The organism is Phocaeicola faecalis (assembly GCF_021730445.1).
GTDB classification, from domain to species: Bacteria; Bacteroidota; Bacteroidia; order Bacteroidales; family Bacteroidaceae; genus Phocaeicola; species Phocaeicola faecalis.
In genome coordinates this window covers 45,765-70,772 of the sequence record NZ_JADNRM010000009.1, presented here as the reverse complement: position 1 = coordinate 70,772, position 25,008 = coordinate 45,765, and the positions used below count along the sequence as shown (strand labels likewise).

Sequence of the window (25,008 nt, the reverse complement as noted above, 5' to 3'; positions counted from 1 at the left end):
TTCATGGTATAAATCGATGTATGCCTTTATATGCTTTTCTGTCTTTTTCATAAGTTAAAGTTTCAGTTGTTTTCTCCACAAGGTAAGTGCTGCATTCACCGTATCGTCCATATCGGCATAAGCGTATTGAGCCAATCGTCCGCCGAATAAAACGTTGGGATGTTGTTGGGACAGCTTTTTATATTTTTGATATATTTCTGTATTTCGTCTGTCATTTACGGGATAATAAGGCTCTTTGCCCGGTTGGAAATCGTCCGGGTATTCATAAGTGATAACGGTGGTGGGTTGTGTGCCGTATTCAAAATGCTTATGTTCAATAATGCGTGTGTAAGGAACCTCACGTTCGGTATAATTTACCACTGCATTTCCTTGAAAATCTTCTGTATCCAATCGTTGATGGTCGAAGCGTAGACTTCTATATTCCAAATGACCACAGCAGAAATCAAAATACTCGTCGATACATCCGGTGAAAAGTACTTTGTCTGCCAATGCATCCAGCTCTTTCCGGTGCTCGAAGTAGTTTGTGTTCAATCGCACGTCAATACCTTCCAGCAGCGCATCAATCAATACATTGTATCCTCCTTTGGGGATGCCTTGATAGGCATCATTGAAATAATTATTGTCATATACAAAGCGGAAGGGGATACGCCTGATGATGAATGCGGGTAATTCAGTGGCCGCCCTGCCCCATTGTTTCTCTGTGTAACCTTTTATCAGACAGCGATAAATGTCTTTGCCACACAGTTTTAATGCCTGTTCTTCCAGATTGGCCGGTTCGGTGATGTGAGCAAACTCACGGCGTTGTTCTTCTATTTTCTCCTTTGCTTCTGCCGGAGTCTTTACGCCCCATAACTGATAGAAGGTATTCATGTTGAAGGGAAGATTGTATAATTTACCTTCAAAATGAGCTAACGGAGAATTGGTGTATCGGTTGAACTCCACAAAGCTGTTCACATAATCCCACACTTCTTTATTGTCTGTATGGAAAATATGTGCGCCATATTTGTGTACATGTATTCCCTCTACGTCTTCACAGTATAAGTTACCACCGCGTTGGTCTCGTTTGTCTATGACAAGACAACGCTTGCCGGCACATCGGGCTTCGTGTGCGAATACTGCTCCGAATAATCCGGCACCTACTATTAAATAATCATACTCCTTCATTGTCATTTCTTCTCTTCTTGTTGTCTTCTTATCCACTCTTCTTTGGTGCGTTTCCAGCGTTTGTGGCTCCATAGCCAATATTGAGGTACTGCACTTATCATACGTTCCAGATTATGGATATACATATCTGTCAGTTGAAAATCGGGAACATCCTTGGCATTGTCGGCCAGTTGCTTGAACTCGCAATGGTAATATCCTCTTTTTATCCGTTTCACATCGGCATAATAAATTAAGGCGTCTACCTGTTTGCCTATCTTTTCCGTTCCGATGAATACCGGAGTTTCACGATGGAAGAACTCTGCCCAATGATGGATGCTGTTCCACTTCGGAGCCTGGTCGGAGATAAAACCGATAATTGTTTTCTGTTTGGCGCGTTTCAGTTCTATGATTCGGCGGAGCGTCTCTTTCATGGAGATACATTCGCCGCCAAACTGGTTGCGCAGGCGGAGAAAGAGCCGGTCGAAAGCTTTGTTGTATAGCGGGTGGTAGATTTGCCCGCACAGTATATCTTCCGGCACCCAATAGGGCAGGGAGGCAATCCATTCCCAGTTACAATAATGCCCCAGATAGACAAAGCAGAAGTTTTTGTTCTCTTCTTCCAGCTTCTTCATAATCTCGTCAATACCTCCGAAGGTCATTCTTCGTTTTAATTGTTTTTTCGAGATAGAGAAAAGCTTGATTGTCTCTATCATATAATCGCAAAAGAAGTGGTAATATTGTTTCTCTATATGGATGAGCTCTTTTTCATCTTTATCGGGAAAGGAGCCGGTAAGATTTTGTCTGACCACTTTGCGCCGATAGCGAATGCAGTAATAGAGCGGATAGTAGAGGATATCGGAAAAAACATATAAGAGGCGTAATGGTAAAAGCGAAAGCATATACCAAAAGAAAAATACAATATAATATACTATCTTCATTGTCTGTTACTTTTTTATTCCGATTAATGCCTGGAGTCTGCGTTTTCTTCGTCGTTTGTGTTCGAACTGAAGAAGGAACTGAAATACTTCCAAAGCACATTCTCTTGGAGGCCATCCTCTCAAATTAGCATATTGCATCACCACATACCGCAGGAGGGCTTTGCTGTGTGTGAGACGTTTCAGATTCTCCAGACACTCCTTTCGGGTGAGGGAGGATTTAAACTTGGAACGGTTGGTATCAATTAAGGTGAAATGGTAATGGCTGTCTTTGTCTGTACAATAAAGTATATTGGTCAGATTCAAATCACCGTGTAACACTCCTTTTTCGTGCAACCGTACCATAAATGCAGCAAGCTCGTCGGCGGCATGCTTGTCGAACTGGCGTTGCCACAGCACTTTGGACAGGGGAGGGTAGTCGCATTGGGTAGAGATAAAATATCCGTCGAGAAACAATCCTCCTCTTTTCTTTTCAATATAAGCCACTTCGTGCGGGGTGTCAAAACCTCTCTGGCGCAATATGCCGGCAAAAAGGTAAGCCCGTTCCGTTTTACTTTTCTTGAAAAAGGTGTAGACAATCCGTTGAATGATATTGGGCTGCTTATATCTTTTCACTACCAACCATTCGTTCTTCACCCGATACCGTCTGACTTCATTTCTACCTTCATACAACAGCTCCCCTTCTTGTGCAAAGTGTTGGGGTAGCTGCCTGATAAAATCGGCAGTCTGCATAAAATCGGGATGAATTACTATTTTCATAGAGCGTTGGTTTATTCTTTCTTTAATCGATAACCTGTTCAATACGGTGCACCACCATTTCGGGAGTGACTCCCTGCAGACAGGCATAGTCCTTGCGCCAACAGGGTTTGTTTCCGAAAATGGAACAGGGACGGCACGGTAAATCCACCTGTACGGCATTGTCGGGCAATTGTTTCCATCCCATAAATCCGGCGTATGGATGTGTGGCTCCCCAAATGGAGACCACCGGAATGTTTACCAATGATGCCAGATGCATATTGGCAGAGTCCATAGACAGCATAACGTCCAGATGGCTCATAAGTGCCAATTCCGAGTTCAGTGTCAGTTTGCCTGCCGTGGATATGACGTTGGGGTATTGACGTTCCCATTTAGCCAGTACTTCAATCTCTTTAGCTCCTCCTCCGAACAGCAGGATTTTCGTATTCTTGCGTTCAGACAGTAAACTGATGACCTGTTCTTGTTTGGATAAAGGATATATCTTGCCTACATGGGCTGCAAACGGGGCAATTCCAATCCATTTGTCTGTACCTTTGTCGCCCGTCAGCAGTTGCATGCACGAAATGCTTCCCTTGCCGTTGCCAAAAAGTGACCGGAAACTTAATTCTACCGGATAACCAATGTTTCGGAAGACTTCGGCATATCGTTGGAATGACGACTTCTGCCATTCCATCACTTTGTTCTTGACGCGTACCAGTTTCCTTTTTCCACTGCGTCCCTTGTCCAGATGCGCCACCTTCACGCCGGCCAGTCTGAATCTCAACCGCAGATATTTGCTGCGCAATACATCATGGAAATCCGCTACGGCATCGAAATGCTCTTTCTTCAAATCCTTGTACATCCATTCCAGTCCCATGATTCCTGCATGTTCTCCCTTTAAATCCACTCCGTGAAAAGTGATATTGGGAGGTAATCCGTTGAACAGGGGCGCAAGCGTATTGCGGCTCAGCACTGTAATTTGGTGCTGAGGATACTGGACGGCGAATGAGTAAATCACCGGAATGGTCATTGCCACATCGCCGATTGCTGAAAAACGAATTACCAGAATCTTAGCCATGAGGGAACCATTTATTTCTTTCCGTACAAAACAGGGTTCAATGCCGGATCGTTATACATCTTCATCTGCTTATATACTTTCATATACTTGCGGCCCGCTTCGATATCGGCTATCAATTGGTCGATGGCGGATGAGAGGTCTTTCTGCTGTTCAAGCAGGATATTCAGTTTCTTTTCACATTGTGCGTGATGCTCGGGAGACACATCAGTGCGCTCCACTTCCTGACGCATGTGATAGATTTTCAGTGCAAGAATAGAAAGGCGGTCGATGGCCCATGCAGGACTTTCGGTATTAATCGTTGCATCGGGCAGTATTGTTACATCTTTATATTTGTCAAGGAAATAGCTGTCAATCAGTTCCACCAAATCAGTACGGTCTTGATTGGACTTGTCGATACGGCGTTTCAGTGTCAATGCTTCCACCGGGTCAATCTGCGGGTCGCGGATAATGTCTTCAAAGTGCCATTGTACTGTGTCAATCCAGTTTTTCAGATAAAGATAATACTCGATGCTTTTCACTTCATAAGGATTGTTGATGGGGGTATCAACATTATCTGTCTTGTGATAGTCATTGATAGACTGTACAAAAATGGGCTTGCATAGTTCTGTAAAACTCATATCTTGTTCGTTTTAAAATTATTGGAAAGACAAATCTATGCAAACTTTTCTAATCAACCAATTATTATTCGGTAAAAGTGTCTACCTTTGTCCTAATCCTAGTTTTTTTAGAAGATGAAAGTAATTGTAGACAATAAAATCCCTTATATTAAAGAAGCTGTCGGGCAGATAGCCGATGAGGTGGTATATTTGCCGGGTGCTGCTTTTACGCCTCGGGATGTAAAAGATGCCGATGTTCTGATTGTCCGTACACGCACCCATTGTAACCGTGAATTGCTGGAGGGCAGTTCCGTGAAATTTATTGCAACGGCGACGATTGGTTTTGACCATATCGATGTGGATTATTGCCGTGAGGCAGGTATCGCATGGAGCAACTGTCCCGGCTGCAATGCCGGAGGAGTGGAGCAATATGTACATGCTTCGCTTCTGCTGCTCAAACGGTTGCGCGGAATGAAGCTGGAAAATATGTGTATGGGTATTGTGGGGGTAGGCCATGTGGGTAGCCGCATCCGGCGGATGGCTGAGACTTTGGGGATGAATGTGTTGCTGAACGACCCTCCCCGTGAGGACAGCGGTGAACAGGGTTTTGTCGATTTGCAGACTTTGATGCGCGCATGCGATATTATCACTTTCCATACTCCTTTATACCGCACCGGGGTGTATAAGACCTTTCATTTGGCGGATGCTTCTTTTTTTGCATCATTGCAGCGTCGTCCTGTGATTATAAATACATGTCGCGGAGAAGTCATCGACACTCCGGCACTGCTCAATGCTCTGAAAACGGGACAGGTCAGTGAGGCAATTATCGATACATGGGAGCACGAGCCTGATATAAATCTTGAACTGTTGCAAACCGTGTTTTTGGGAACACCTCACATAGCCGGTTATTCTGCCGACGGAAAGGCGAATGCCACTCGTATGGCACTGGAGGCCGTTTGTCGTTTTTTTCATATAGAGGCTTCATTTGAGATTGTTCCTCCTGCCATGCCGCCTATGACTTTGTCGTCTGATAAAGAGGAAGCTTTCTTACAGGTTTATAATCCGCAGCGGGATAGTGATTGGCTGAAGCAACGGCCGGAAGAGTTTGAACAGTTCAGAGGAAATTATCCGGTGAGAAGAGAGCTTTTATAGTTGTAAAAGGTTGAACATGAGAAGGAATTCTTTATCTTTGTGTGTTATCTGTTAAAACAATGAGTTATGGGCAACAAGTTATATCCTATCGGAATACAGAGTTTTGAGAAGCTGCGTAATGACGGCTATCTTTATATTGATAAAACAGCTTTGATTTATAAGTTGGTAAAAACAGGAAGTTATTATTTTCTCAGCCGTCCGCGCCGTTTCGGAAAGAGTCTTTTGATATCTACGTTGGAAGCTTATTTCCAGGGAAAGAAAGAACTGTTTGACGGCCTGGCCATAGCCGGTTTGGAGAAAGACTGGGTGCAATATCCTATTCTGCATATTGACCTTAATATCTCAAAATATGATTCGGCACAGGATTTGGATGATATTCTAAATGACTATCTCACTAATTGGGAAGCCCTTTACGGAGCGGCTTCGTCTGAAACTTCTTTGGCTCTGCGGTTTAAAGGAGTTGTGAAACGTGCTTGTGAAAAGATGGGACAGCGAGTGGTGATTCTTGTGGATGAATATGATAAACCGATGTTGCAAGCAATTGGAAATAAGGAACTTCAAGAAAAGTATCGGAATACGCTGAAGCCGTTTTATGGAGTACTGAAAACGATGGACAGTTGTATCAAGTTTGCTTTGTTGACAGGGGTAACGAAATTTGGAAAGGTCAGTGTCTTTAGTGATTTGAATAATTTGGATGATATATCCATGTGGAATGAGTTTATTGAGATATGCGGTGTCAGCGACAACGAAATACATGAATATCTGGAGGAAGAGCTTCATGTGTTTGCTGCTGCGAGGGGCATCTCTTACGATGAACTTTGTGATGAATTGAAACGGAATTATGACGGCTATCATTTTACACATAATTCTGTAGGCATGTATAATCCCTTCAGTCTGCTTAGTGCCTTCAAGAGGAGGGAATTTGGCAGTTATTGGTTTGAGACGGGAACACCTACCTATTTGGTGACTTTACTGAAAAAACATCATTATGACCTGGAACGGATGGCGCATGAAGAAACGGATGCGCAGGTGTTGAATAGCATTGATTCAGAATCGACCAATCCTATTCCGGTGATTTATCAAAGCGGATATTTGACTATTAAAGAATATGATTCAGAATTTGGCATTTACCGTTTAGGTTTTCCAAACCGTGAGGTGGAAGAAGGGTTTATTCGTTTTTTATTGCCTTTCTATGCCAATGTGAATAAAGTGGATTCTCCCTTTGAAATACAGAAGTTTGTTCGTGAGGTGCGTTCCGGTGATTATGATTCTTTTTTCCGCCGTTTGCAGAGTTTCTTTGCAGATACTCCTTATGAGATGGTGCGTGAATTGGAACTTCATTATCAAAACGTTCTTTTTATTGTCTTCAAGCTGGTAGGCTTTTATGTGAAAGTGGAATATCACACTGCTAGGGGTCGTGTGGATTTAGTGTTACAGACAGATTGTTTTATTTATGTAATGGAGTTTAAACTGGATGGAACGGCAGAAGAAGCATTGCGACAAATCAATGAAAAGCGTTATGCACAACCTTTTGAAGTTGACGGCCGTAAACTGTTTAAAATAGGAGTAAACTTCAGTGCGGAAACAAGAAATATAGAAAAGTGGATAGTGGAAGAGTAATTAAAAAATCCCCGACTTATCACAAGCCGAGGATTTCGTTTTAAAGTTTTTCTATTATATAAGCTCCCTCATGCATGAGGGAGAACTTACTCTAGAGTTTGAATTAACTGTTGTTTTAATTACTTACGAGGAGCAACAGTCATCTTCAATGAGATGACAACTTCGTGTCCGTAAGAATCAACACAAGTTACAGTCAATGTAGAAGGTACATTTTCCTTCGGATTAGAACCAAGATCTGTCTTGATTGCTGTGAACTTCAAGTCAGTGCTTACTGAGAAGTAGTCTTCTTTTTGAGTTGCATCAGAAACTAATTTAGCACTCTTAACAATCAAACTTTCTTCGTAAGGAGCGCTCAACAGTTTAGAGAATGTTCCATCAATAGTATTCTGACCAAAAATAAAGTTGTTGTATGCTATTTCAGAATTGCTGCCGTAAGTCAGAGTGGTAGAAGGCAATGCGTTTACGTATTTACCATCTTTTTTCTCTGCATAATTAATTTCCGTTCCATCAATTGAAATTTTGCCTACTTGGTCGTTAGTTGCCCAATTCCAAGTGTGAATTTCTTTCTTGTAGAAGCAGCAATAAACTGTTTTGATTTCAGCAGCTTTAATGACTACAGGAATATAATTACCTTTTTCATCTTTCTTAGAAGATATTTCTCCATAGTTATAAGAAACTACTGTAGCATGCTCTGTTTTGTTGTCAATGAATTCGGTTTGTACATCAATCGATTCATTGCCTTTCTTAGTCTGCGATTCGAGTGCATCATTAGCATTTCTCTGAGATTCTGCCAATACTACTTGATATTGAGACTTAACACCGTCACCGAAGTTGATGAAGTTTTCGATAGGCATAGTACCATTGACTGCTTGTTCAGCCTTCCAGTTATTAGCAATCAGATAGCAATTGTAAACACCATCAATCACTTGTTTGTCTTTGAATGAGAATCCTGCAGGCAATTCTGTTGGTAACTCTTTAGTCATTGTTACATTCAATGTAGCTAATACGAAGCCATCTTCGTTCTTAATAGTCAATGTACCGGAATAAGTCTTTTCATCTTCGTACATAGACCATTTTGTACCGTTAGGTCTTGTATATACTTTAACTACTTTAGTGAAATCAATTCTTTCAAGAGTAGCTTGCATTAAGTTTTTAGTGTCATAGATTACATGACCGGCAGCATCTTCAAAGTATGCAGTAAATACAGGTGAGTTACCTAATGCTTCAATCTTATCTGTAGTCCATGTTGCAGAGAACGGTTTGGCTAATGCGCTCAACTTGATAGTTTCTTTTGCTGATTGAGTCATATCTACAAGAATAGAGGCATCAGAAGAAGGAACGACAGTTGTGTTGACTGCATCCCAAGCTGTAGCTTTATCTCCTATCTTCACATAGAATGCTTTACCGTCCGGGTCAACCAAAGTACCATCATAGTTAACAGCGAATACACGGAAACCGATGATATCGTTGATAGCTGATTTGCTGTCAATCGTAATTTCTGTAGAAGTTCCTTCAACTACGGTGTTCAAACCTGTATAAGTATAGCTGTTCCATGCGTTCAATTCTGACGGAGCTGATTCAACAGCATTCTGCTTATCCAATACAACGTAGATAGCTCTGATATTTGTAGGAGCAACTACTTTATCGTCAGAAGAAGACAGAGCAATTTTTAAAGCTTGTCCTTGTACAGCGGGATATACATTCTGTGAAGAACGGTTATCACCTAGAGTTGTGTTTTTATCATTACCTGCAACAGCAGCAGCATCAGACCAAACTAATTCTTTATATGTAATTTTAGCAGTTGTTTCTTTCAAAGACTTACTGCTTGCATTGTAACGGTTGTTTACGTTCTTGATGTTTTCAGCGTCAACGAAATAGTTTAGTTTGTTGGCAGCTTTGAATGCTTCCCAACCTAAAGTCAAGTCGTAAGAAGAAGTTACATATCTTACGTCAGAAGTAGATAGTGTATTGTTTACCTGGGCAGCAAACAAGATTTGTTTTGTGCCTTTCTCTGTTGTAGTGGCAGCAGCGAATGCTTTTCCGTCACCATAGTTCTTTAGTTGGACAGTTACGTTCCACAAGCCACTTTCGTTAGCAGCGCGGCTCAACAGCACGTCAGACTTTTCAACTTTTACCACTTCCAGAATTTCATCCAAGTTTTCGCCTTGGCTGTTTACCAGCGAAATCATATCAGCAGTCAGAACAGCGTTGGTCGGAGATACGCGAACCAGGAATTGACCCGGAGTCTGTACTTCATTCCCCTTTGTAAAGGTAATCTTTCCTGCAATGTCTTTGCTGAATTCGTTGTCTTTTTCGATAGCAGTACTTAATGAAATAGGATTGAATCCTGTTTCAGAATCAATAGCAAATGATTTTACTAGTTCTACACTAGTAACCATGTCTGCGATTTTACCTACAAGACCTTCTACTTCCTTGATTAAATCTTGCATTTCTGTGCGGAAAGCAGTAATATCTTCGTTTACAGCATCTTTCAGTTCTTTCTTCAATGCTTCTACATCGATAGTAGCTTTTTCCAACTTAGAGATACGTTCTTCCAATGCAGCAATTTCATCAGCATTGCCGGCAGCTTCGGCCTTTTTCAAAGCATCTGCGGCAGTTGATTTTGCAGCATCAATAGCTGTCTGCATCTGAGACAATTTAGCTTCCATATCTTCTTTGGTCGCTAGTTTGTCAATTTGTTCCTGTAAGTTATCGATGTCATCATCGTAGTCTTTACAAGACACAAATGTTCCTGTCGAGGTAACCATTAAGGCTCCGAACAGGATTGCACTTAAAAACTTTTTGTTCATAATAAAAACTTTAAATTTATAAATTTAAAAAACTAAAATTGGTTATACATATTCTATCGGTTCCGAGGGCACAGCCCTCTGTTCTTGTTTCATATATCTTTTTGGAGAGACACCCGCCACCTTCTTAAAGGAAGTGTAAAACGTACTTCGTGACAGGAATCCGCATCGTTGAGGCAGCTCCTCCAACGGACATCCTCCCGACCGGAGCAGTTCCTTGGCATATTCCACACGGTATGTGTTCACCAAATCTTTCAGGTGGCAACCGAAGTAGCGGTTCACCACGTTCGACAAATAAGTCTGGTTCGTTTCAATCATATCGCTTAGCTTATTCAATGAAAGCTTCGGGTCGAGAAACACTTGGCGCACTTCCAAATAGTACAATACATATTTATATAGCTCACAATCGACTTTCCTTGCTTTCTCCATTTCGTGAGTTGCGAACTTCTGCTCCCAATAGATATGGGCCGCCCGGAAGAGCAGATTCTTCTGCCTTTCGGAAGTAAAGGTGCGCTTGTCGCGATGTAGGAACAGGTAGTCCATTGTACTCTCTTTTTATCGTCTCTGTTTCAGATAATTACACATTTTTCAAACTCTTAAAAAAGGGTTGTGTTCAGTGCATCTCTTAGTAAGAGATATACAATCGCGCATAAATAACTTATTATTAATTATTTAAGTGAACGCAATAGTGTCCTAAAACTTAAGACTAAAGATATTTTTGCACTTGCCTTGTGATTTTTCTTCTCAAAAAGTTTTAATTATCAAAACTTTGTGTAAATTTGCAGCGAAAAGTGTATCTCTTACTAAGAGATGCACTTTTTTTCTTCTTTCTCCTAAAATCTTATTCATCACGTTTTCAAGAGTTTAAGCAGTGTCAAGTCCCTGCTTTACTTCCAACTTGAAAATCCTAACAAATGTCAACGTATCCTAATGGAAAGACTCTGATGTTTTTAAAAAAGACCAAGGAGTTTCCGAAAAAGACTTAAGCGTTTTTCAAAAAGCTCAAGGTCTTTTTCCAAAGCATTTCTATCAATTGATAAAAAGAGGGGAAAGACAGAAAAATCACTCGTTTTAGTCGAATAAAATAGAATATGAGACTTCAAAACTCTCGTGAGAACTTCTTCAAACAATGGGAACAGTTTCTTGAAACAATGGTAACAGTTTGTCCAGACAATGCCCATTGTTTAGGGGTGATGATACTGCTTTACTTTTCCGCCGCAAGCAAACGGAAATTAAGCGGTAGAAAACTTATTGCATACCTCCTTTCACACATAACAGCTGCCGGAACCGCCTGTTTATGGGGAATTAGTGTGAAAGAACCGTCACTTCCGCCCGTCGAATGTGAAACGCACCCCATGCATGTGAGTCTTAAGAATATTTTCTTTTTCCTGCTCAATATCCGGTTGAAAAACGACCTTTGTCTATCGGTTGTTTTAAACTCAAAAGGAGAATAGATTATGGAAGCGATAAAAGGATGTTGAAGCCTGTGGTTACTGACACAATGACATATATATGTCTAGGCTTATGCGTACGTACGTGTGACCCGATGCGTATATACGTGCAGGCTGATGTCACCGTATGTGTTGACCGATGCGTGCATACGTGCACATTTAAAAATATACAGCTTGAAGCTCACGCTGAATGCTGCAAAAAGACCTTGAACTTTTCAAAAAAGACTTTGAGTTTTTCGAAAAAGACCGGGAAGTTTTTTAAAAACATCACCATCTTTTTAAAAAAGCCCGGCATCTTTTTCATGGAGGGGCAAATGGGAGTATCCCCTCATTAAGCCGGTTATTCCCTCTTCTCCGTTCATCCTTTCATTTTGATTCATACACACTGGCTATCAACTGGTTAAAGATGACAGCACATCCCCTCATCCTCCCTTCAGCCGCGCTTTCCAGGTCCCTTCACAACCTGCCTTCAGCAATTGTGTGTGTACTCCTCTTTTTAGCCCACCGTTTTCTGTAGGGGCAGACCCGTGTGTCTGCCCGAGAACAGTTCACTTTAAGCCATTGGCGCTATTGGGCGGACACATGGGTCCGCCCCTACCGTAAAGCGTTATCGAAAAAGTTCAAAAACCGAAAGAAGAAAGTTTACGAATGAAAGGAGGCTGAAAGGGCGGTGACGGGATGTCCCTTCACTACCGGAACTCCCACCGGCAGGGCGTTTCAACGACTAATGAAAGGAGGAAGGAAGAGACCGATTTTCCGTTTGTAGGGCGAGAAAATACAGTTGGTTTTGGTGGATTCAGTCATTGTATGACAAACCCTTTATGACAAAAGCCGAGAGCCGGCATTACATCCGATACTTGTCACTGACTACGCATTTTATCGGTACGCAGTAGCATAGAGGGCGAAAGGAACATTCAAGGTTTCTTCACCGCCTACCTGAGTATCAATGCCTATTACCTGACCATGCCCGAAGTGGAGCTGAACCACGGTTTCTGCGACATGTTCCTCATGCCGGACCTGCAGCGATATCCTGAGGTGGAGCACAGCTACATTCTGGAACTGAAATATCTCCCGAAAGACAAGTTCGAGGCACAGTCGGCGGAACAGTGGGATGCAGCCGTGCAGCAAATCCACCGTTATGCCGAAGGGGAGAAGGTGCGGCAGCTTTGCAGGGGAACCCGCCTGCATTGCATTGTGATGCAGTTCTGCGGATGGGAGCTGGCAAGGATGGAAGAGGTATAGAAAGTAAGAATTAACCGGTAAAAAATAGATTTGCATATCAGCCGATATGCAATGCCAGCAATACTGTCAGTGGCAAATAATCCTTTAGGTCTTCTCTCAGTAATTTCAAGGCTTGCTGAATGCGGTAGTCTATTGTTTTGGGGGACACATTATAAATGGTGGCGATATCTTTATAGCTCATGCCTTTAAAACGATGCATAACAAATGCCGTCTGATAAGATTCGGGTAATGCAGCTATTGCCTTTTCGATTCTTTTGCTCAGTTCTTCTATCTGATAATAATTCACATCCTCCGTCGCTTCCTGATTCTTGGTATAGAAAAAGGTTTCTGCCCGGCTAGTGATTTCTTTCTTGGTTATAAGGTTTAATGCCCGGTGGTAGGTCATTTTGAAAAGATACTGGTTGAGGGAGGATTCGATTATCAGTTCCGAACGCTTTTCCCATATCCAGAGCATGATTTCCTGAACAATCTCTTCCGCATCTTCCATTTCAATGAAACGGTGGGCATAAGCGCATAGCATCGGATAATATTTTCTGAACAGACTGTCGAACGCTTTCTGTTCCCCTTTTCGGAGGGAACTCAATAAAGCCATATCTTCTATATTTCTGTCTGTTTTCATCTTATTATTCATCGTTAACTTGTTTGCAAAGATAAGTGTTTCGTCTATGTTTTTAATACTAAAACACCTTTTTTCAAAAAAATATCATTTTTTGTTTAGGAATCTTTCTTTGGGGCTTGTCTTAATAGTAAATGAGCTCAAAGATGACAGATACGGATAATACATATAATAATAGCATAGAGGAACTGTTGCCTCGTTTCTGTGAAGGAATGACAACGGAAGCGGAAAGTCGGTTGGTGGAGGAATGGATAGCGCAGGATGAATCTCACCGTAAGATTGTGGATCAGATTCATGCGCTTTATTGGGCCGCCGATACGCTGCATGTGATGAAAAGTGTAGATATAGAAAAGGCATTAAGGAAGGTAAAAGGTAGGATGAACAAAAAAAGAATCTCTTGGTGGGAATGGACGCAACGAATAGCTGCGATGGTGTCCATCCCACTATTGATTGCTGTCTTGTGGATGTATCAGGATAAGGATGAGCAGCAGGAAGTGGCTCAAATGATTGAAATAAAGACAAATCCGGGAATGACTACTTCGGTCGTATTGCCTGATAATACTGTGGTTTATTTGAATTCTGAGTCTTCATTGCGTTATCCTTCCCGCTTTATAGGCGAAAGCCGTGAAGTGGAGTTAATTGGTGAGGCTTATTTTGATGTGACGAAAAATGAAGAGAAACGTTTTGTGATTTCTACTGTTCATCAGTCACAAATAGAAGTATACGGAACTAGTTTTAATGTGGAGGCGTATGCCGCCGACGGTCGGATTTCGACTACATTGGTGGAAGGAAGTGTTGGCTTTTTCTTTAAAGATAAAGTAGGAGAAGCCAAGATGGTAAAGCTGAAGCCTCATCATAAACTGGTGTACACTCCGGTATCGGGTGAGACGAAAATGTTTGCTACCTCTTGCGAATCGGAGATTGCCTGGAAAGATGGTAAGATAGTATTTAACAATACCTCTATGGAGGATATCCTTCGTATGTTGGGTAAACGCTATAATGTGGACTTTATTGTGAAGAATAATCGCATTAAGGAATACTCGTTTACAGGAACGTTCTCTACTCAGCGTTTGGAACGTATCTTGGAATATTTTAAAATCTCGTCCAAAATAAATTGGCGTTATTTGGACAGTGATAATATTTCTGATAAAAAACAGCGGATAGAGATGTATTAAATAAAACCTTATTAACCTTTTAAAAATATTATGAAACAAAAGAGAGCGCCTTAAAACAAAAAACATGCGGAAGATATTGGCGTATCTACCGCATGGAAAAATGAGAACTTTTTAAAGCTTGTTTGGCGACAAGCTAAGATAACATTTTTATTAACCTCAGTCTTTACAAAATTATGCAAAATCCTTTTAGCATCCAAGTATTCTGGATGATAAAGTCGTTATGGCTATCATTTAACAAAATCCCATTGTTTATGAGACTATGTGTTCTATTTCTCGCCTGCTCATTGAGCTTGACTCATGCAGCAGAAACGTATGCGCAAAAAACAAAAATCAGCATTGATGCTAGTAATCAAACAGTTGAAACAGTATTGAATCAGATCAAGGCAAAAACCGGTTTTGATTTCTTTTTCAATAATAAACATGTAGATTTGAATCGTCGTGTGTCTGTTTCGGCTAATCAAGGAAATGTGTTTGAAGTTCTGGAGAAGGTATTTGCCGGAACGAATGTGACTTATTCTGTTTTGGATAAGAAAATTATCCTCTCTACAGAAGGAACTAAAGCTGTTAAACAGACTTCTACTGTGGTAAGTGGTACGGTACTTGATGCAACCGGTGAACCTATTATCGGTGCCAGTGTAGTGGAAAAAGGAACAACAAACGGTACTGTAACTGATATGGATGGTAAATTTACTTTAACCATAAGTTCGGCTAAAGCAGAATTGGAAGTTTCTTATATCGGTTATAAGACACAGGTTTTGAAACCTCAGGCAGGCAAACAATTGGCTGTTACTATGAGCGAAGATACCGAGATGTTGGATGAAGTTATTGTTGTCGGTTATGGTACAATGAAGAAAAAAGATTTGACCGGTGCTGTTGCTTCTGTCAAGATGGACGATGCTCCTGTGGGAACCGTATCTACCATCAGCCATGCTTTGGCAGGTAAGGCTGCCGGTTTGCAGGTAAATATGGTAAGTGCACAGCCGGGTAGTGGTTCTAATTTCCGTATCCGTGGTGCTGCTTCTGTCAATGCCGGTAACGACCCATTGGTGATTATTGACGGATTCCCTGTAAGCCCGGCTTCAGACGATGCTGTTAAAACCGGTAAATATGATGCAGGTAGCTCGGATAATATTTTGGCTTCTATCAACCCGAACGATATCGAGTCTATCGAAGTTCTGAAAGATGCCAGCTCTACTGCTATCTATGGTGCACGTGCCGGTAACGGTGTAATTATTATCACTACTAAAAAGGGTAAAACAGGTGCTCCGAAGGTTACTTACTCCGGAACAGCTACTGTTCAGACATTGGCAAGTGACTATGATATGTTGAGCGCTCGCGACTTCATGTTGCAGTCCAACCGCTATGCCAAAGAAGAATGGATGAGATCAAACGGTATCGGTGTATATGGTGGAAAAGCCGAAGGTGATGCTTCTACAGCTTATAAGCCTTATTATACAGATGCTCAAATCAATGCTCCAGCCAATAATACTGACTGGTTTGACGAAATTACCCGTACAGGTTTCCAGACTCAGCACAATGTTTCTGTAACAGGTGGTACCGATATGACCAAGTATTTGGTTTCTGGTAACTTCTTCAAACAGAATGGTGTGGTGAAGAATAATGATATGGAACGTTATACGGGCCGTATCAACTTGGAACAGAAGGTGAGCAAGTATGTTAACCTGGGAGTGAATATGACTTTGTCCAGACACCAAACTAACAATGTGCCTTTGGGTTCCGGACAGAATGAAAACGCAAGTATCATGGTGGCTGCTGCACAGTTTAATCCGCTGTTGCCAATCAGAGACGAAAACGGTGATTATACATTGAATTCTCAGGCTGCTTTCTTGCCTAACCCGGTATCATTGTTGGAAATCACAGACAAAACAATGAAAGAGAGATTGCTTGCTACTGCTTTTGTTGAAGTGAAGCCTATTCAGGATTTGACTTTGAAAGCTAACTTCGGTATCGACCGTAACTATCAGAAACGTAGCGTTTATATGCCTAAGACCACTTTGTATGGTCAGAAAAAAGGCGGACAGGCAGATATTGCACAATATGACAAGTCTGACTATTTGATGGAACTTACTGCCAACTATACCAAAACATTGGGTGACCATAACTTTAGTGCTTTGCTCGGTTACTCATTCCAGCGTTTCACAGACGAAGCATTGTCTGCCGGCAACAGCCAGTTCTTGATTGACGGTTTCTTATATAATAATATTGGAGCCGGTGCTTATCCGAAACCTTCTGTTGGCTCTTCGGCGTCAAAAGACGAAATGGCTTCATTCTTCGGTCGTGTGAACTATTCATATAAAGACCGCTATTTGTTGACTGCTACATTGCGTGCCGATGGTGCATCAAACTTTGCCGAAAACAATCGTTGGGGTTATTTCCCATCAGTAGCTTTGGGTTGGAGATTCACCGAAGAGGAATTCATGAAACCGATGGCTTCTGTACTTTCTAACGGTAAATTGCGTGTCAGCTTCGGTCAGACTGGTAACTCTAACATCGGCAACCGTGCCATCAGCTATTATCAGACCGGTAATAACAATGAATTTGGTGGAACAGAATATGTAGGTGTTTATTTGAGCCAGATGGGTAACCCTGACTTGAAATGGGAGACGACTACAGAATGGAACATCGGTCTTGACTTAGGTTTCTTCAATAACCGCGTGAATGTGACTGCCGAATATTTCCACAAAGTTGTTTCAGACTTGTTGAGCGAACGCAGCCTGCTTATTTTCAATGAAGCATCCAAGATTGCCGCTAACATTGGTAAAACACAGAGCCAGGGATTTGAATTGACAGTTAATACCACCAATTTCAATTCGAAGGATTTCAGTTGGAATACTGACTTTACTTTCTCATTCTATCGTGATAAATGGAACACACGTGACGCAAGCTGGAAACCGGCTGCCTATTCACAATACAATGCGCCTATCCGCTACAAATACGGATATGTGTCTGACGGTTTGATTCAGGCCGGTGAAACAGTAGACTGGATGCCGGGTTCATTACCGGGACAGGTGAAAATCAAAGATATCGATGGCTATGTATATAATGAAGACGGATCTATTAAAGTGGATAAACACGGTATTCCTATGAAATCAGGTAAGCCTGATGGAAAACTGAATGATGCCGATAAAGTGATTTACGGTAGTGAAGACCCGGGTTATCTGTTGGGATTGAACAATACGCTCCGTTACAAAAACTTTGATTTCAATATTTATTTCTATGGACAGTTTAATGTCTTGAACTCCGGTTCTTATAAAGACCTTTGGCTGACAGGTTCTGCCGGTATGACTGGTATCGTAAATATGTACCGTGGTTACAACATGCCTAACAGTGCTGCAGAAGTATGGACACATGATAATCAGTCGGCTTCTCGTCCGGGCTATTTCCAGGATAAGAGTACTTGGGGAATCGGTGACTATTATTTGCAGAAGAGCTGGTTTGTCCGTTGTCGTAACATAACCGTAGGTTATACTATTCCGGTTAAGAAGGCGTTGTCAAACGTTCGTATCTATGCAGATATCAATAATCCGTTCACTATTACTCCGTATGACGGTCTTGACCTTGAAACAGATAACTCTGTTTGGGCATATCCCAATGTAAGAAGCTTTAGCTTGGGACTGGACATTACATTTTAATAACCTATAAAAAGACAAGATTGAAATGAAAAAGATATTATCGATATTTTCGTTAGCACTCGTTGCAGCTACATTCTGTCCTTCTTGTACCAATCTGGAGTCAGAGATGTATAATGTGATTAATCCGGGAATTTTCCCGACCAATGAAGACGATGCGAACTCATTAGTGACTTCGGCTGCTTATGCTCCTTTCCGCTCAAGTTGGTATAGTGGATTGTATGCTTCTTCACAAGGAGGTATTCATGTAATCAGTGACATGAGTTCGGATATTGGTGATTGTCAGTGGAATGATGCAGTTTGGCCGGATATGATTCAGATGAACTTTACAGCCAATTCCGGTGGTCTGACTACTACTTACAGTACTTATATCCGTGATATAAGTAAAATGACTCTGACCATGGAACGTATTGCCAACGTGCCCATGAAAGATGATGTAAAAGCACGTTTGAATGCAGAATTGCATTGTGGACGCGGTTGGTTGGCCTATGTATTGTATGATATGTATGGTCCTATTCAGATTGCTTCTTTGGACTTATTGAATAATCCATTGTCTGACGAGGTGGCACCCCGTGTCTCACAAGAAGAGATGGTGAAGTTTATCGAAGATGATTTGCATGCAGCCATCGCTGTTCTTCCGGCCACTTATAAAGTTTCGGACACTAACTATGGACGTTTTACCAAAGGTTTGGCTTATACCGTATTGATGAAGCTTTATATGCACGAAAAGAATTGGACAAAAGCTATCGAATGTGGTCGTGAGTTGATGAAACCGGAGTATGGATATAAATTGATGGACAACTACAAGGATATCTTTACTTTGGAAAACGAAGGTAATGCCGAAACAATCTGGGCATGCGTTTGCAGCAGCAGCGTAAACCAGCAGATGTGGTTGGCTCATGTGCTTTCCAGTGAATACCCGACTAAGAACGAAAGCATTCAGAAGTGGGGCGGTTACCGTGTCCTTTGGGATTTTTATCATACTTTCGACTCGGCAGACGAGCGTTTGGAAGTGTTGGTAGGAGACTTTGTTGCTGAAGACGGTACACACTATAATGAACAGAATCCCGGTTCTGTATTGGTGAAAGGTGCAATGCCTGTTAAGTATGGTGAAGACCCTGCTGCTACCGGTGAGGAAAGTCAGGTTGACTGGATTGTATATCGTTATGCCGATGTGCTTACTTTGCTGGCTGAGGCTATCGTTCGCGAAGGCAATACAGTAACTTCGGAAGCTGTTGAACTGTTGAATATGGTACATACACGTGCCGGACTTCCTGCTTACACTACAGCTGACTTTGCCGGAGCTGACGCCTTCCTTGAAGCGGTGCTGACAGAGCGCGGACATGAATTATGGTTCGAAGGTGTTCGCCGTTCGGATTTGATTCGTTATGGAAGATATATTGAGTATGCTCGCAAATACAAACAGTCGCCCACAGCACAGGATTATATGACTCTGATGCCGCTACCGCAGAGTGTAATAGATGAGAGTAAAGGTAAGATTATCCAAAATCCCGGATACTGATAATTAAGATAAAGAGGCTGCTGGGAAAATAAATCCGGCAGCCTTTTTTAGAACTATATCTTTTATTTATACCTTTGACTCTCTAATCTAATACTTGCATTATTATGAAACAACGTTTGTTAGCTTTGGATGTGCTTCGTGGATTGACGATAGGAGGCATGATATTGGTGAACAGTCCCGGAACATGGAGTTATGTCTATCCCCCTTTATTACATTCTCCCTGGAATGGTTTGACAATGGCGGATGTCATTTATCCTTTGTTCATGTTTATGATGGGAATGTCCATGTATATCTCTCTGAAGAAATTCTCTTTTACTTTGCATAAAGCATTATTCCTGAAAATTATCCGTCGCACTTTTCTTATTTTTATTATCGGTACGTTTATTTACGGCACTGCTACTTTTCTGGGTACATTGCGCGAAGCGTCTCTGCAACCCGATTTTGTAGGCAGCCCTTGGAAGGCGGCTTTTGCATCGCTGGCTCATGTACGCATATTGGGTGTGTTGCAGCGTCTTGCTTTGTGCTATGGAATAGGCTCATTGCTGGTCACTACGATTCGTCATCGTTATATCCCTTATCTGGTGGCTGCCATTTTGATTGTATATTATGGAATTCTGTTGGCCGGTAACGGTTTTGTATACGGTCCGGAGAATATTCTTTCTCATGCAGATAAGTTTGTATTGGGGTTGTCGCACATGTATAATGACCGGGGAATAGACCCGGAGGGGGTGTTGAGTACGATTCCTTCCATTGCCCAAGTTCTGATAGGTTTCTGGTTTGGAAAAATCTGCATGGAGACTCCCGATATGAAGGACAAACTGAACCGTTTATTCCTTTATGGAGCTATGGGGCTGATAGCAGGCTTTCTGCTGCAGGATGTATGCCCTTTGAATAAAAAGGTGTGGTCGCCTACATTTGTGTTGGTTACTTGCGGCTTTTCTGTTCTTCTTTTGTCCATTTTGCTGTGGTATATCGATGTGACGAAGAAATGTCAGAAGACTTGGGTTTTTGCCATATTTGGCGTAAATCCGTTGTTTTGCTATGTACTTAGTGAGATATTATATATATTAGCTGACAGTTTACCGCTGCAAGAACAGAATATGCACGACATTATATATGCCGGTTTATCCGGTTGGTTGGGCGATAATGCCTTTACTTCATTTGTCTATGCTTTTCTTTTTGTGGGAGTTGTATGGTTGGTCGGAGCGTATTTATATAGAAAGAAGATTTATATAAAAATCTGACGGAATTAATAAAGCATTCATTAATGGTTGGTTATTATGAATAAATTATTGTTATGTGCGCTAGCTTTGGGCATGTCTTCGGTGACATTTGCCGGGAATGGAAATGTATTCGATCCTCCTGTGATGGGATGGAGTTCATGGAATACTTATCGGGTGAATATCAATGAGGCTTTGATAAAGAAGCAGGCTGATGCTATGGTGCAGAAAGGCTTGAAAGAAGTTGGATATAACTATGTCAATGTAGATGACGGATTTTTCGGCTGGCGCGATGAGCACGGCATTATGCAGACTCATCCGGAACGTTTTCCGAACGGACTGAAAGGGGTGGCAGATCATATTCATTCTTTGGGGTTGAAAGCCGGTATCTATTCGGACGCCGGAAGTAATACTTGCGGTTCCATTTGGGATAAGGATGTCAATGGAGTAGGTTCGGGGCTGTATGGTCATGAGCATCAGGATGCTGATTTATATTTCAATGAATGGGGCTTTGATTTCATTAAGATAGATTATTGCGGTGCTTCTCAGGAATTGAGTCTGGATGAGGAAAAACGATATACGGAGATTCGCCGTGCTTTTGACAAAGTGGCAGGCAACCATGTTTCCATCAATGTGTGCCGATGGGCTTTCCCGGGTACATGGGCAAAGAATATCGGTTGTTCATGGCGTATCAGTGGTGATATCAGTCCAAGATGGAGTTCTGTGAAACATATCATTGATAAGAACTTGTATCTTTCTGCGTATGCAGGAGACGGTCATTATAATGATATGGATATGTTGGAGATTGGTCGCGGGCTGAAGCCGGAAGAAGAAGAGGTGCATTTCGGTATGTGGTGCATCATGAGTTCTCCGTTGCTGATAGGTTGTGATCTGACAACAATTCCAGAGGCTTCGCTGAAGCTTTTGAAAAATAAGGAACTGATTGCCTTGAATCAGGACCCGTTGGGACTACAGGCTTATGTGGTGCAGCATGAGAATAGGGGTTATGTATTGGTAAAAGACATAGAAAAAGAACGCGGTAAAGTGCGTGCGGTGGCTTTGTATAACCCTTCTGACAGCATTTGTGATTTTTCCGTTCCTATGAGCGTTTTGGAAATGGGAGGTAAAGTGAAGATGCGTGATTTGGTGAAGCAAAAAGATCTTCCCGCAGTTCAGGGAACATTGAATCGGCAATTGCCTGCACATAGTGTCCTGATTTTGCGTATGGAAGCGGAGCAACGTCTTGAACCTGTACGTTATGAGGCTGAATGGGCTTATCTGCCTTGTTTTAATGACTTGGGGCTTCGTCCGAAAACCATTTTGTATGCACCGATGAAAGAAGCATCCGGCGGTATGAAGGTTGGCTATCTGGGAGGTCGTGCCGAGAACTATGCCGAGTGGAATAAAGTATATAGCGAAAAGGGTGGAATGTATGAAATGAATATTCAATATGTGCCTCATGCAGACCGCAAGCTGGAAATTAAAGTAAACAATGAAAAGAGTATCCTGCTGAGAGACCTTGCCGGAACCGATGGACAGCAACTTGCGTGTGTAACGGTACAGGTACGTTTGAAACCGGGAAATAATGTGGTCCGTATGGGAAGCCCTTATTGTTGGGCACCCGATATTGACTGCTTTACTCTGAAAAAGATAGAATAATAGGATTTATATTATGAAGAAAAGTTGTTTGATTATAGGAACCTTGCTATGGGGAATGAGTGCTTTTGCACAAACTACAATATGGAAACGCAGCGGTTGGGAATGTCGCATCTCGGATAAAGGGACATTGGAGCAGATTGTTTTTAAAGGTAGTCAGCGTAATGATACAGTGCCTTTTTTCCATGATAAGAGTAATGCGGGCCCCAGTTTTTATGCCAACATGGGCAATGGGAATATAAAAGCGGATTGGATACCGGATGGTTACCGTTCTTATCGCGCAACCATCGACGGTGTGGAGTGCCGCCTTACTTATAAAGAATGGAAAGGGCAGCCTGCCATGGAGGTTACATTGGAAAATAAGGGGAATGTTCCTTTCCAACCCGTAAAGGCAGGATTGAAATTGGGTATTGATACTTATATGGATAAGTATCCGGATTGGTTCGGTAAGTATTTTCCTACGCTGATGATGAATGAGAAAACTCATTTCTATGGTTATCTTCAGACTCCGTCGGGACATACGCTGGGGGTTGTTTCACCACAGCCTGTTGCATCGTGGAGTGTGGATTATAATTTGGGATATCAGGATCCGGCTCCTCATTGGTTTATGGGGCACCGTATCGAATCTCTGAATCTCGATTTGATGAATGCACTGCCTTTGCCTCAGCACTGTCCGCAGGATTTGTGGGTTTTGAAACAAGGAGAGCGTAAAACGTGGACGATTGCTTTTGTTGATATCAATACCCCGGGCGAATTTGAAGAAACGATTCATAAGGTGGCCGCTGTGCCTATGATTCGTATGCCTCAAACGGTTTATCAGCCTAAAGAAACTGCAATATTTGAGGTACTGGCTTCTGCTCCGACTGTTGAGGTGACAGACAGTAAAGGAGAACTCCAGAAAGTTACTGTGAAAAGCAAGTCGGGCAATGTGAAGGAAATATCTTGTACACTTCCTTCTGTGGGACTTTATACAGTGAAGGTTACGGACGGCGACAAGCAGTCGCAGGGAGTGCTGTCGGCTCATGCTTCTTGGGAATGGACAATGGAACATGCCCGGAAAGGCGCATTGAAATATCATCAGAAAGCAACTTCCCATATCGAGAGCTGGTATGGTTTCCATTCTTCTTTTATTGCAGCCAGGTATTTCCCGAAAAAGCAATTGGATGAGGCTTTGCGCAGTCGTTTTGATTATTTGTTCGGGCTGCTGCACGACCAGACAAAGATGGTGCCGTTATATCATGCTTCACGTATTCAGAATACATCGGGAACAATAGGATTGTTGGTTGATAAATATGAAGCTTATGGCGATGTAGAGGATTTGAAGAAGGCGTCTCGTTTGGCGGACTGGCTGATGAATACCTGGCAGCGTAAAGACGGAGCTTATGTAAACCATAATACGGTGTATACCAGCGTTATTTATGTAGCGAAAAGTATGTTGGAACTTACTTTGGTCGAACGTGAACTGGGCAAGACGGAGAGTATGTGGAAAGAGGCTGCCGACCGTCACTATGCTTCTGCCAAACGTGCCATCGACCAGTTGGTGGCCTCACAAGGTGATTTTGAGACTGAAGGTGAGTTGACTTTTGAGGATGGGATGATTTCCTGTTCGGCGCTTCAAATCGGTATGCTTGCATTGATGCAGCAGGATGAAAAGGAACGCAAACATTATACGGATGCCATGTTGCAGATATTGAACAGCCATGATTGCCTGACTCAGTTGTGTGTTCCCGATGCTCGACGTCGTGGGGGAACCATGCGCTATTGGGAGGCTCAATATGACGTGCAGATGCTGCCTAATATGTTCAACTCGCCTCACGGTTGGAGTGGCTGGCGTGCTTATGCCACCTACTATGCTTATTTGTTGACCGGTGAAGAGCGTTGGTTGAAAGAGACATTTAATGCCATGGGTGCTTTCTCTAATTTGATTGATTTCCGTTCCGGCGATTTACGTTGGGCTTTTGTGGTCGATCCGTATCTGAAAGTGAAGCAGGCTTGCAGTGCCGATACTCATGTGACGGAAGATTCATTGAGTTTTGGCAATCCGCATCCCGAATTATATGACACTCGTGAGTTTGTGATTGGTGAACAATATGTAAATATGATTAGTGACTGGCAGACAGTCAATACACAGGATAATGATGTGCACGAGCTCTTTAAATGTATCGGTGAGGCAATGTTGACCAATGCGTTTGTTGTAGAACAGCCCAATGGCGAGGTGATAGGCTATAATTGTCGGGTAACCCGTCAGGGAAACAGGCTGACTGTAAAAGCAAATGAAAAGCAGATAGTCAATCTGCACTGTAATTTGAGAAAAGCCTATACCGTATCATTCAACGGTAAAACTCAAGACCTGAAACAGTCATATTTGGGTTGGGCTTTTGGAAAGGACATTTATCTATAATTGATTCTA

The 25,008-nt window shown here is 42.1% G+C and carries 17 protein-coding genes and 1 pseudogene; 10 read left to right on the top strand and 8 right to left on the bottom strand.

The annotated features are described in order from the left end of the window. Positions 1–54 precede the first annotated feature (54 nt). Genes glf through IR173_RS10525 form a run of 5 tightly spaced genes read right to left on the bottom strand, consistent with a single transcriptional unit; the run spans position 55 to position 4,508 of the window. A complete protein-coding gene (gene glf / locus IR173_RS10545; RefSeq protein WP_237039626.1) occupies positions 55–1,164 on the bottom strand; it encodes a UDP-galactopyranose mutase in 1,110 nt (369 codons plus the stop codon). 2 nt (positions 1,165–1,166) lie between these two features. Further along, positions 1,167–2,081 carry a lysophospholipid acyltransferase family protein gene (locus tag IR173_RS10540; RefSeq protein WP_237039563.1) on the bottom strand — a complete coding sequence of 305 codons (915 nt, stop codon included), beginning with the start codon at positions 2,079–2,081 and terminating at the stop codon, positions 1,167–1,169. A gap of 6 nt (positions 2,082–2,087) precedes the next feature. Then, positions 2,088–2,837 (bottom strand): lipopolysaccharide kinase InaA family protein, encoded by a 750-nt coding sequence (locus IR173_RS10535; RefSeq protein ID WP_237039562.1) that lies wholly within the window; start codon positions 2,835–2,837, stop codon positions 2,088–2,090. A 22-nt stretch (positions 2,838–2,859) separates the two neighbouring features. Then, positions 2,860–3,891, bottom strand: a complete 1,032-nt coding sequence (locus IR173_RS10530; RefSeq protein ID WP_237039561.1) for a glycosyltransferase family 9 protein — start codon at positions 3,889–3,891, stop codon at positions 2,860–2,862. Positions 3,892–3,902: 11 nt separating this feature from the next. Further along, entirely contained in the window at positions 3,903–4,508 is a 606-nt protein-coding gene (locus IR173_RS10525) for a DUF4254 domain-containing protein (protein ID WP_237039560.1), read from the bottom strand. Between the two features lie 114 nt (positions 4,509–4,622). Between IR173_RS10525 and pdxB the strand changes: the two genes are divergently transcribed. Together pdxB and IR173_RS10515 are read left to right on the top strand one after the other, a co-directional pair. Further along, positions 4,623–5,639 (top strand): 4-phosphoerythronate dehydrogenase PdxB, encoded by a 1,017-nt coding sequence (gene pdxB / locus IR173_RS10520; protein WP_237039559.1) that lies wholly within the window; start codon positions 4,623–4,625, stop codon positions 5,637–5,639. A gap of 66 nt (positions 5,640–5,705) precedes the next feature. Further along, a complete protein-coding gene (locus tag IR173_RS10515) occupies positions 5,706–7,259 on the top strand; it encodes an ATP-binding protein (protein WP_237039558.1) in 1,554 nt (517 codons plus the stop codon). Positions 7,260–7,378: 119 nt separating this feature from the next. Here the strand turns inward: IR173_RS10515 and IR173_RS10510 are convergent, their stop codons facing one another. Together IR173_RS10510 and IR173_RS10505 are read right to left on the bottom strand one after the other, a co-directional pair. After that, on the bottom strand, positions 7,379–10,069 hold the full coding sequence (locus tag IR173_RS10510) for a cell surface protein (RefSeq protein WP_237039557.1): 2,691 nt from the start codon (positions 10,067–10,069) through the stop codon (positions 7,379–7,381). 42 nt (positions 10,070–10,111) lie between these two features. Next, positions 10,112–10,609: a helix-turn-helix domain-containing protein gene (locus tag IR173_RS10505; protein ID WP_237039556.1), complete on the bottom strand. Its 498-nt coding sequence runs from the start codon at positions 10,607–10,609 to the stop codon at positions 10,112–10,114. A gap of 548 nt (positions 10,610–11,157) precedes the next feature. Between IR173_RS10505 and IR173_RS10500 the strand changes: the two genes are divergently transcribed. Both IR173_RS10500 and IR173_RS10495 read left to right on the top strand, forming a co-directional pair. Beyond that, on the top strand, positions 11,158–11,520 hold the full coding sequence (locus IR173_RS10500) for a hypothetical protein (protein WP_237039555.1): 363 nt from the start codon (positions 11,158–11,160) through the stop codon (positions 11,518–11,520). 876 nt (positions 11,521–12,396) lie between these two features. Then, a pseudogene (locus IR173_RS10495) lies at positions 12,397–12,759 on the top strand (PD-(D/E)XK nuclease domain-containing protein); the annotation flags it as partial. Between the two features lie 37 nt (positions 12,760–12,796). On the opposite strand, the gene IR173_RS10490 reads toward IR173_RS10495, so the two are convergent. Continuing rightward, positions 12,797–13,378: an RNA polymerase sigma-70 factor gene (locus tag IR173_RS10490; protein WP_237039554.1), complete on the bottom strand. Its 582-nt coding sequence runs from the start codon at positions 13,376–13,378 to the stop codon at positions 12,797–12,799. 143 nt (positions 13,379–13,521) lie between these two features. Here IR173_RS10490 and IR173_RS10485 point away from each other — a divergent pair, with 143 nt between their 5' ends. From IR173_RS10485 to IR173_RS10460, 6 genes are all read left to right on the top strand, one after another. Then, positions 13,522–14,550 (top strand): FecR family protein, encoded by a 1,029-nt coding sequence (locus IR173_RS10485; RefSeq protein WP_237039553.1) that lies wholly within the window; start codon positions 13,522–13,524, stop codon positions 14,548–14,550. A 251-nt stretch (positions 14,551–14,801) separates the two neighbouring features. Then, positions 14,802–18,203, top strand: coding sequence for a TonB-dependent receptor (locus IR173_RS10480; RefSeq protein WP_237039552.1), 3,402 nt, complete (start codon positions 14,802–14,804; stop codon positions 18,201–18,203). Between the two features lie 25 nt (positions 18,204–18,228). Beyond that, positions 18,229–19,722: a RagB/SusD family nutrient uptake outer membrane protein gene (locus tag IR173_RS10475; RefSeq protein WP_237039551.1), complete on the top strand. Its 1,494-nt coding sequence runs from the start codon at positions 18,229–18,231 to the stop codon at positions 19,720–19,722. 104 nt (positions 19,723–19,826) lie between these two features. Further along, positions 19,827–20,966, top strand: coding sequence for an acyltransferase family protein (locus IR173_RS10470; RefSeq protein ID WP_237039550.1), 1,140 nt, complete (start codon positions 19,827–19,829; stop codon positions 20,964–20,966). A 36-nt stretch (positions 20,967–21,002) separates the two neighbouring features. Then, on the top strand, positions 21,003–22,601 hold the full coding sequence (locus tag IR173_RS10465) for an alpha-galactosidase D (protein WP_237039549.1): 1,599 nt from the start codon (positions 21,003–21,005) through the stop codon (positions 22,599–22,601). A gap of 13 nt (positions 22,602–22,614) precedes the next feature. Further along, positions 22,615–24,999 (top strand): hypothetical protein, encoded by a 2,385-nt coding sequence (locus tag IR173_RS10460; protein ID WP_237039548.1) that lies wholly within the window; start codon positions 22,615–22,617, stop codon positions 24,997–24,999. Positions 25,000–25,008: the final 9 nt, after the last annotated feature.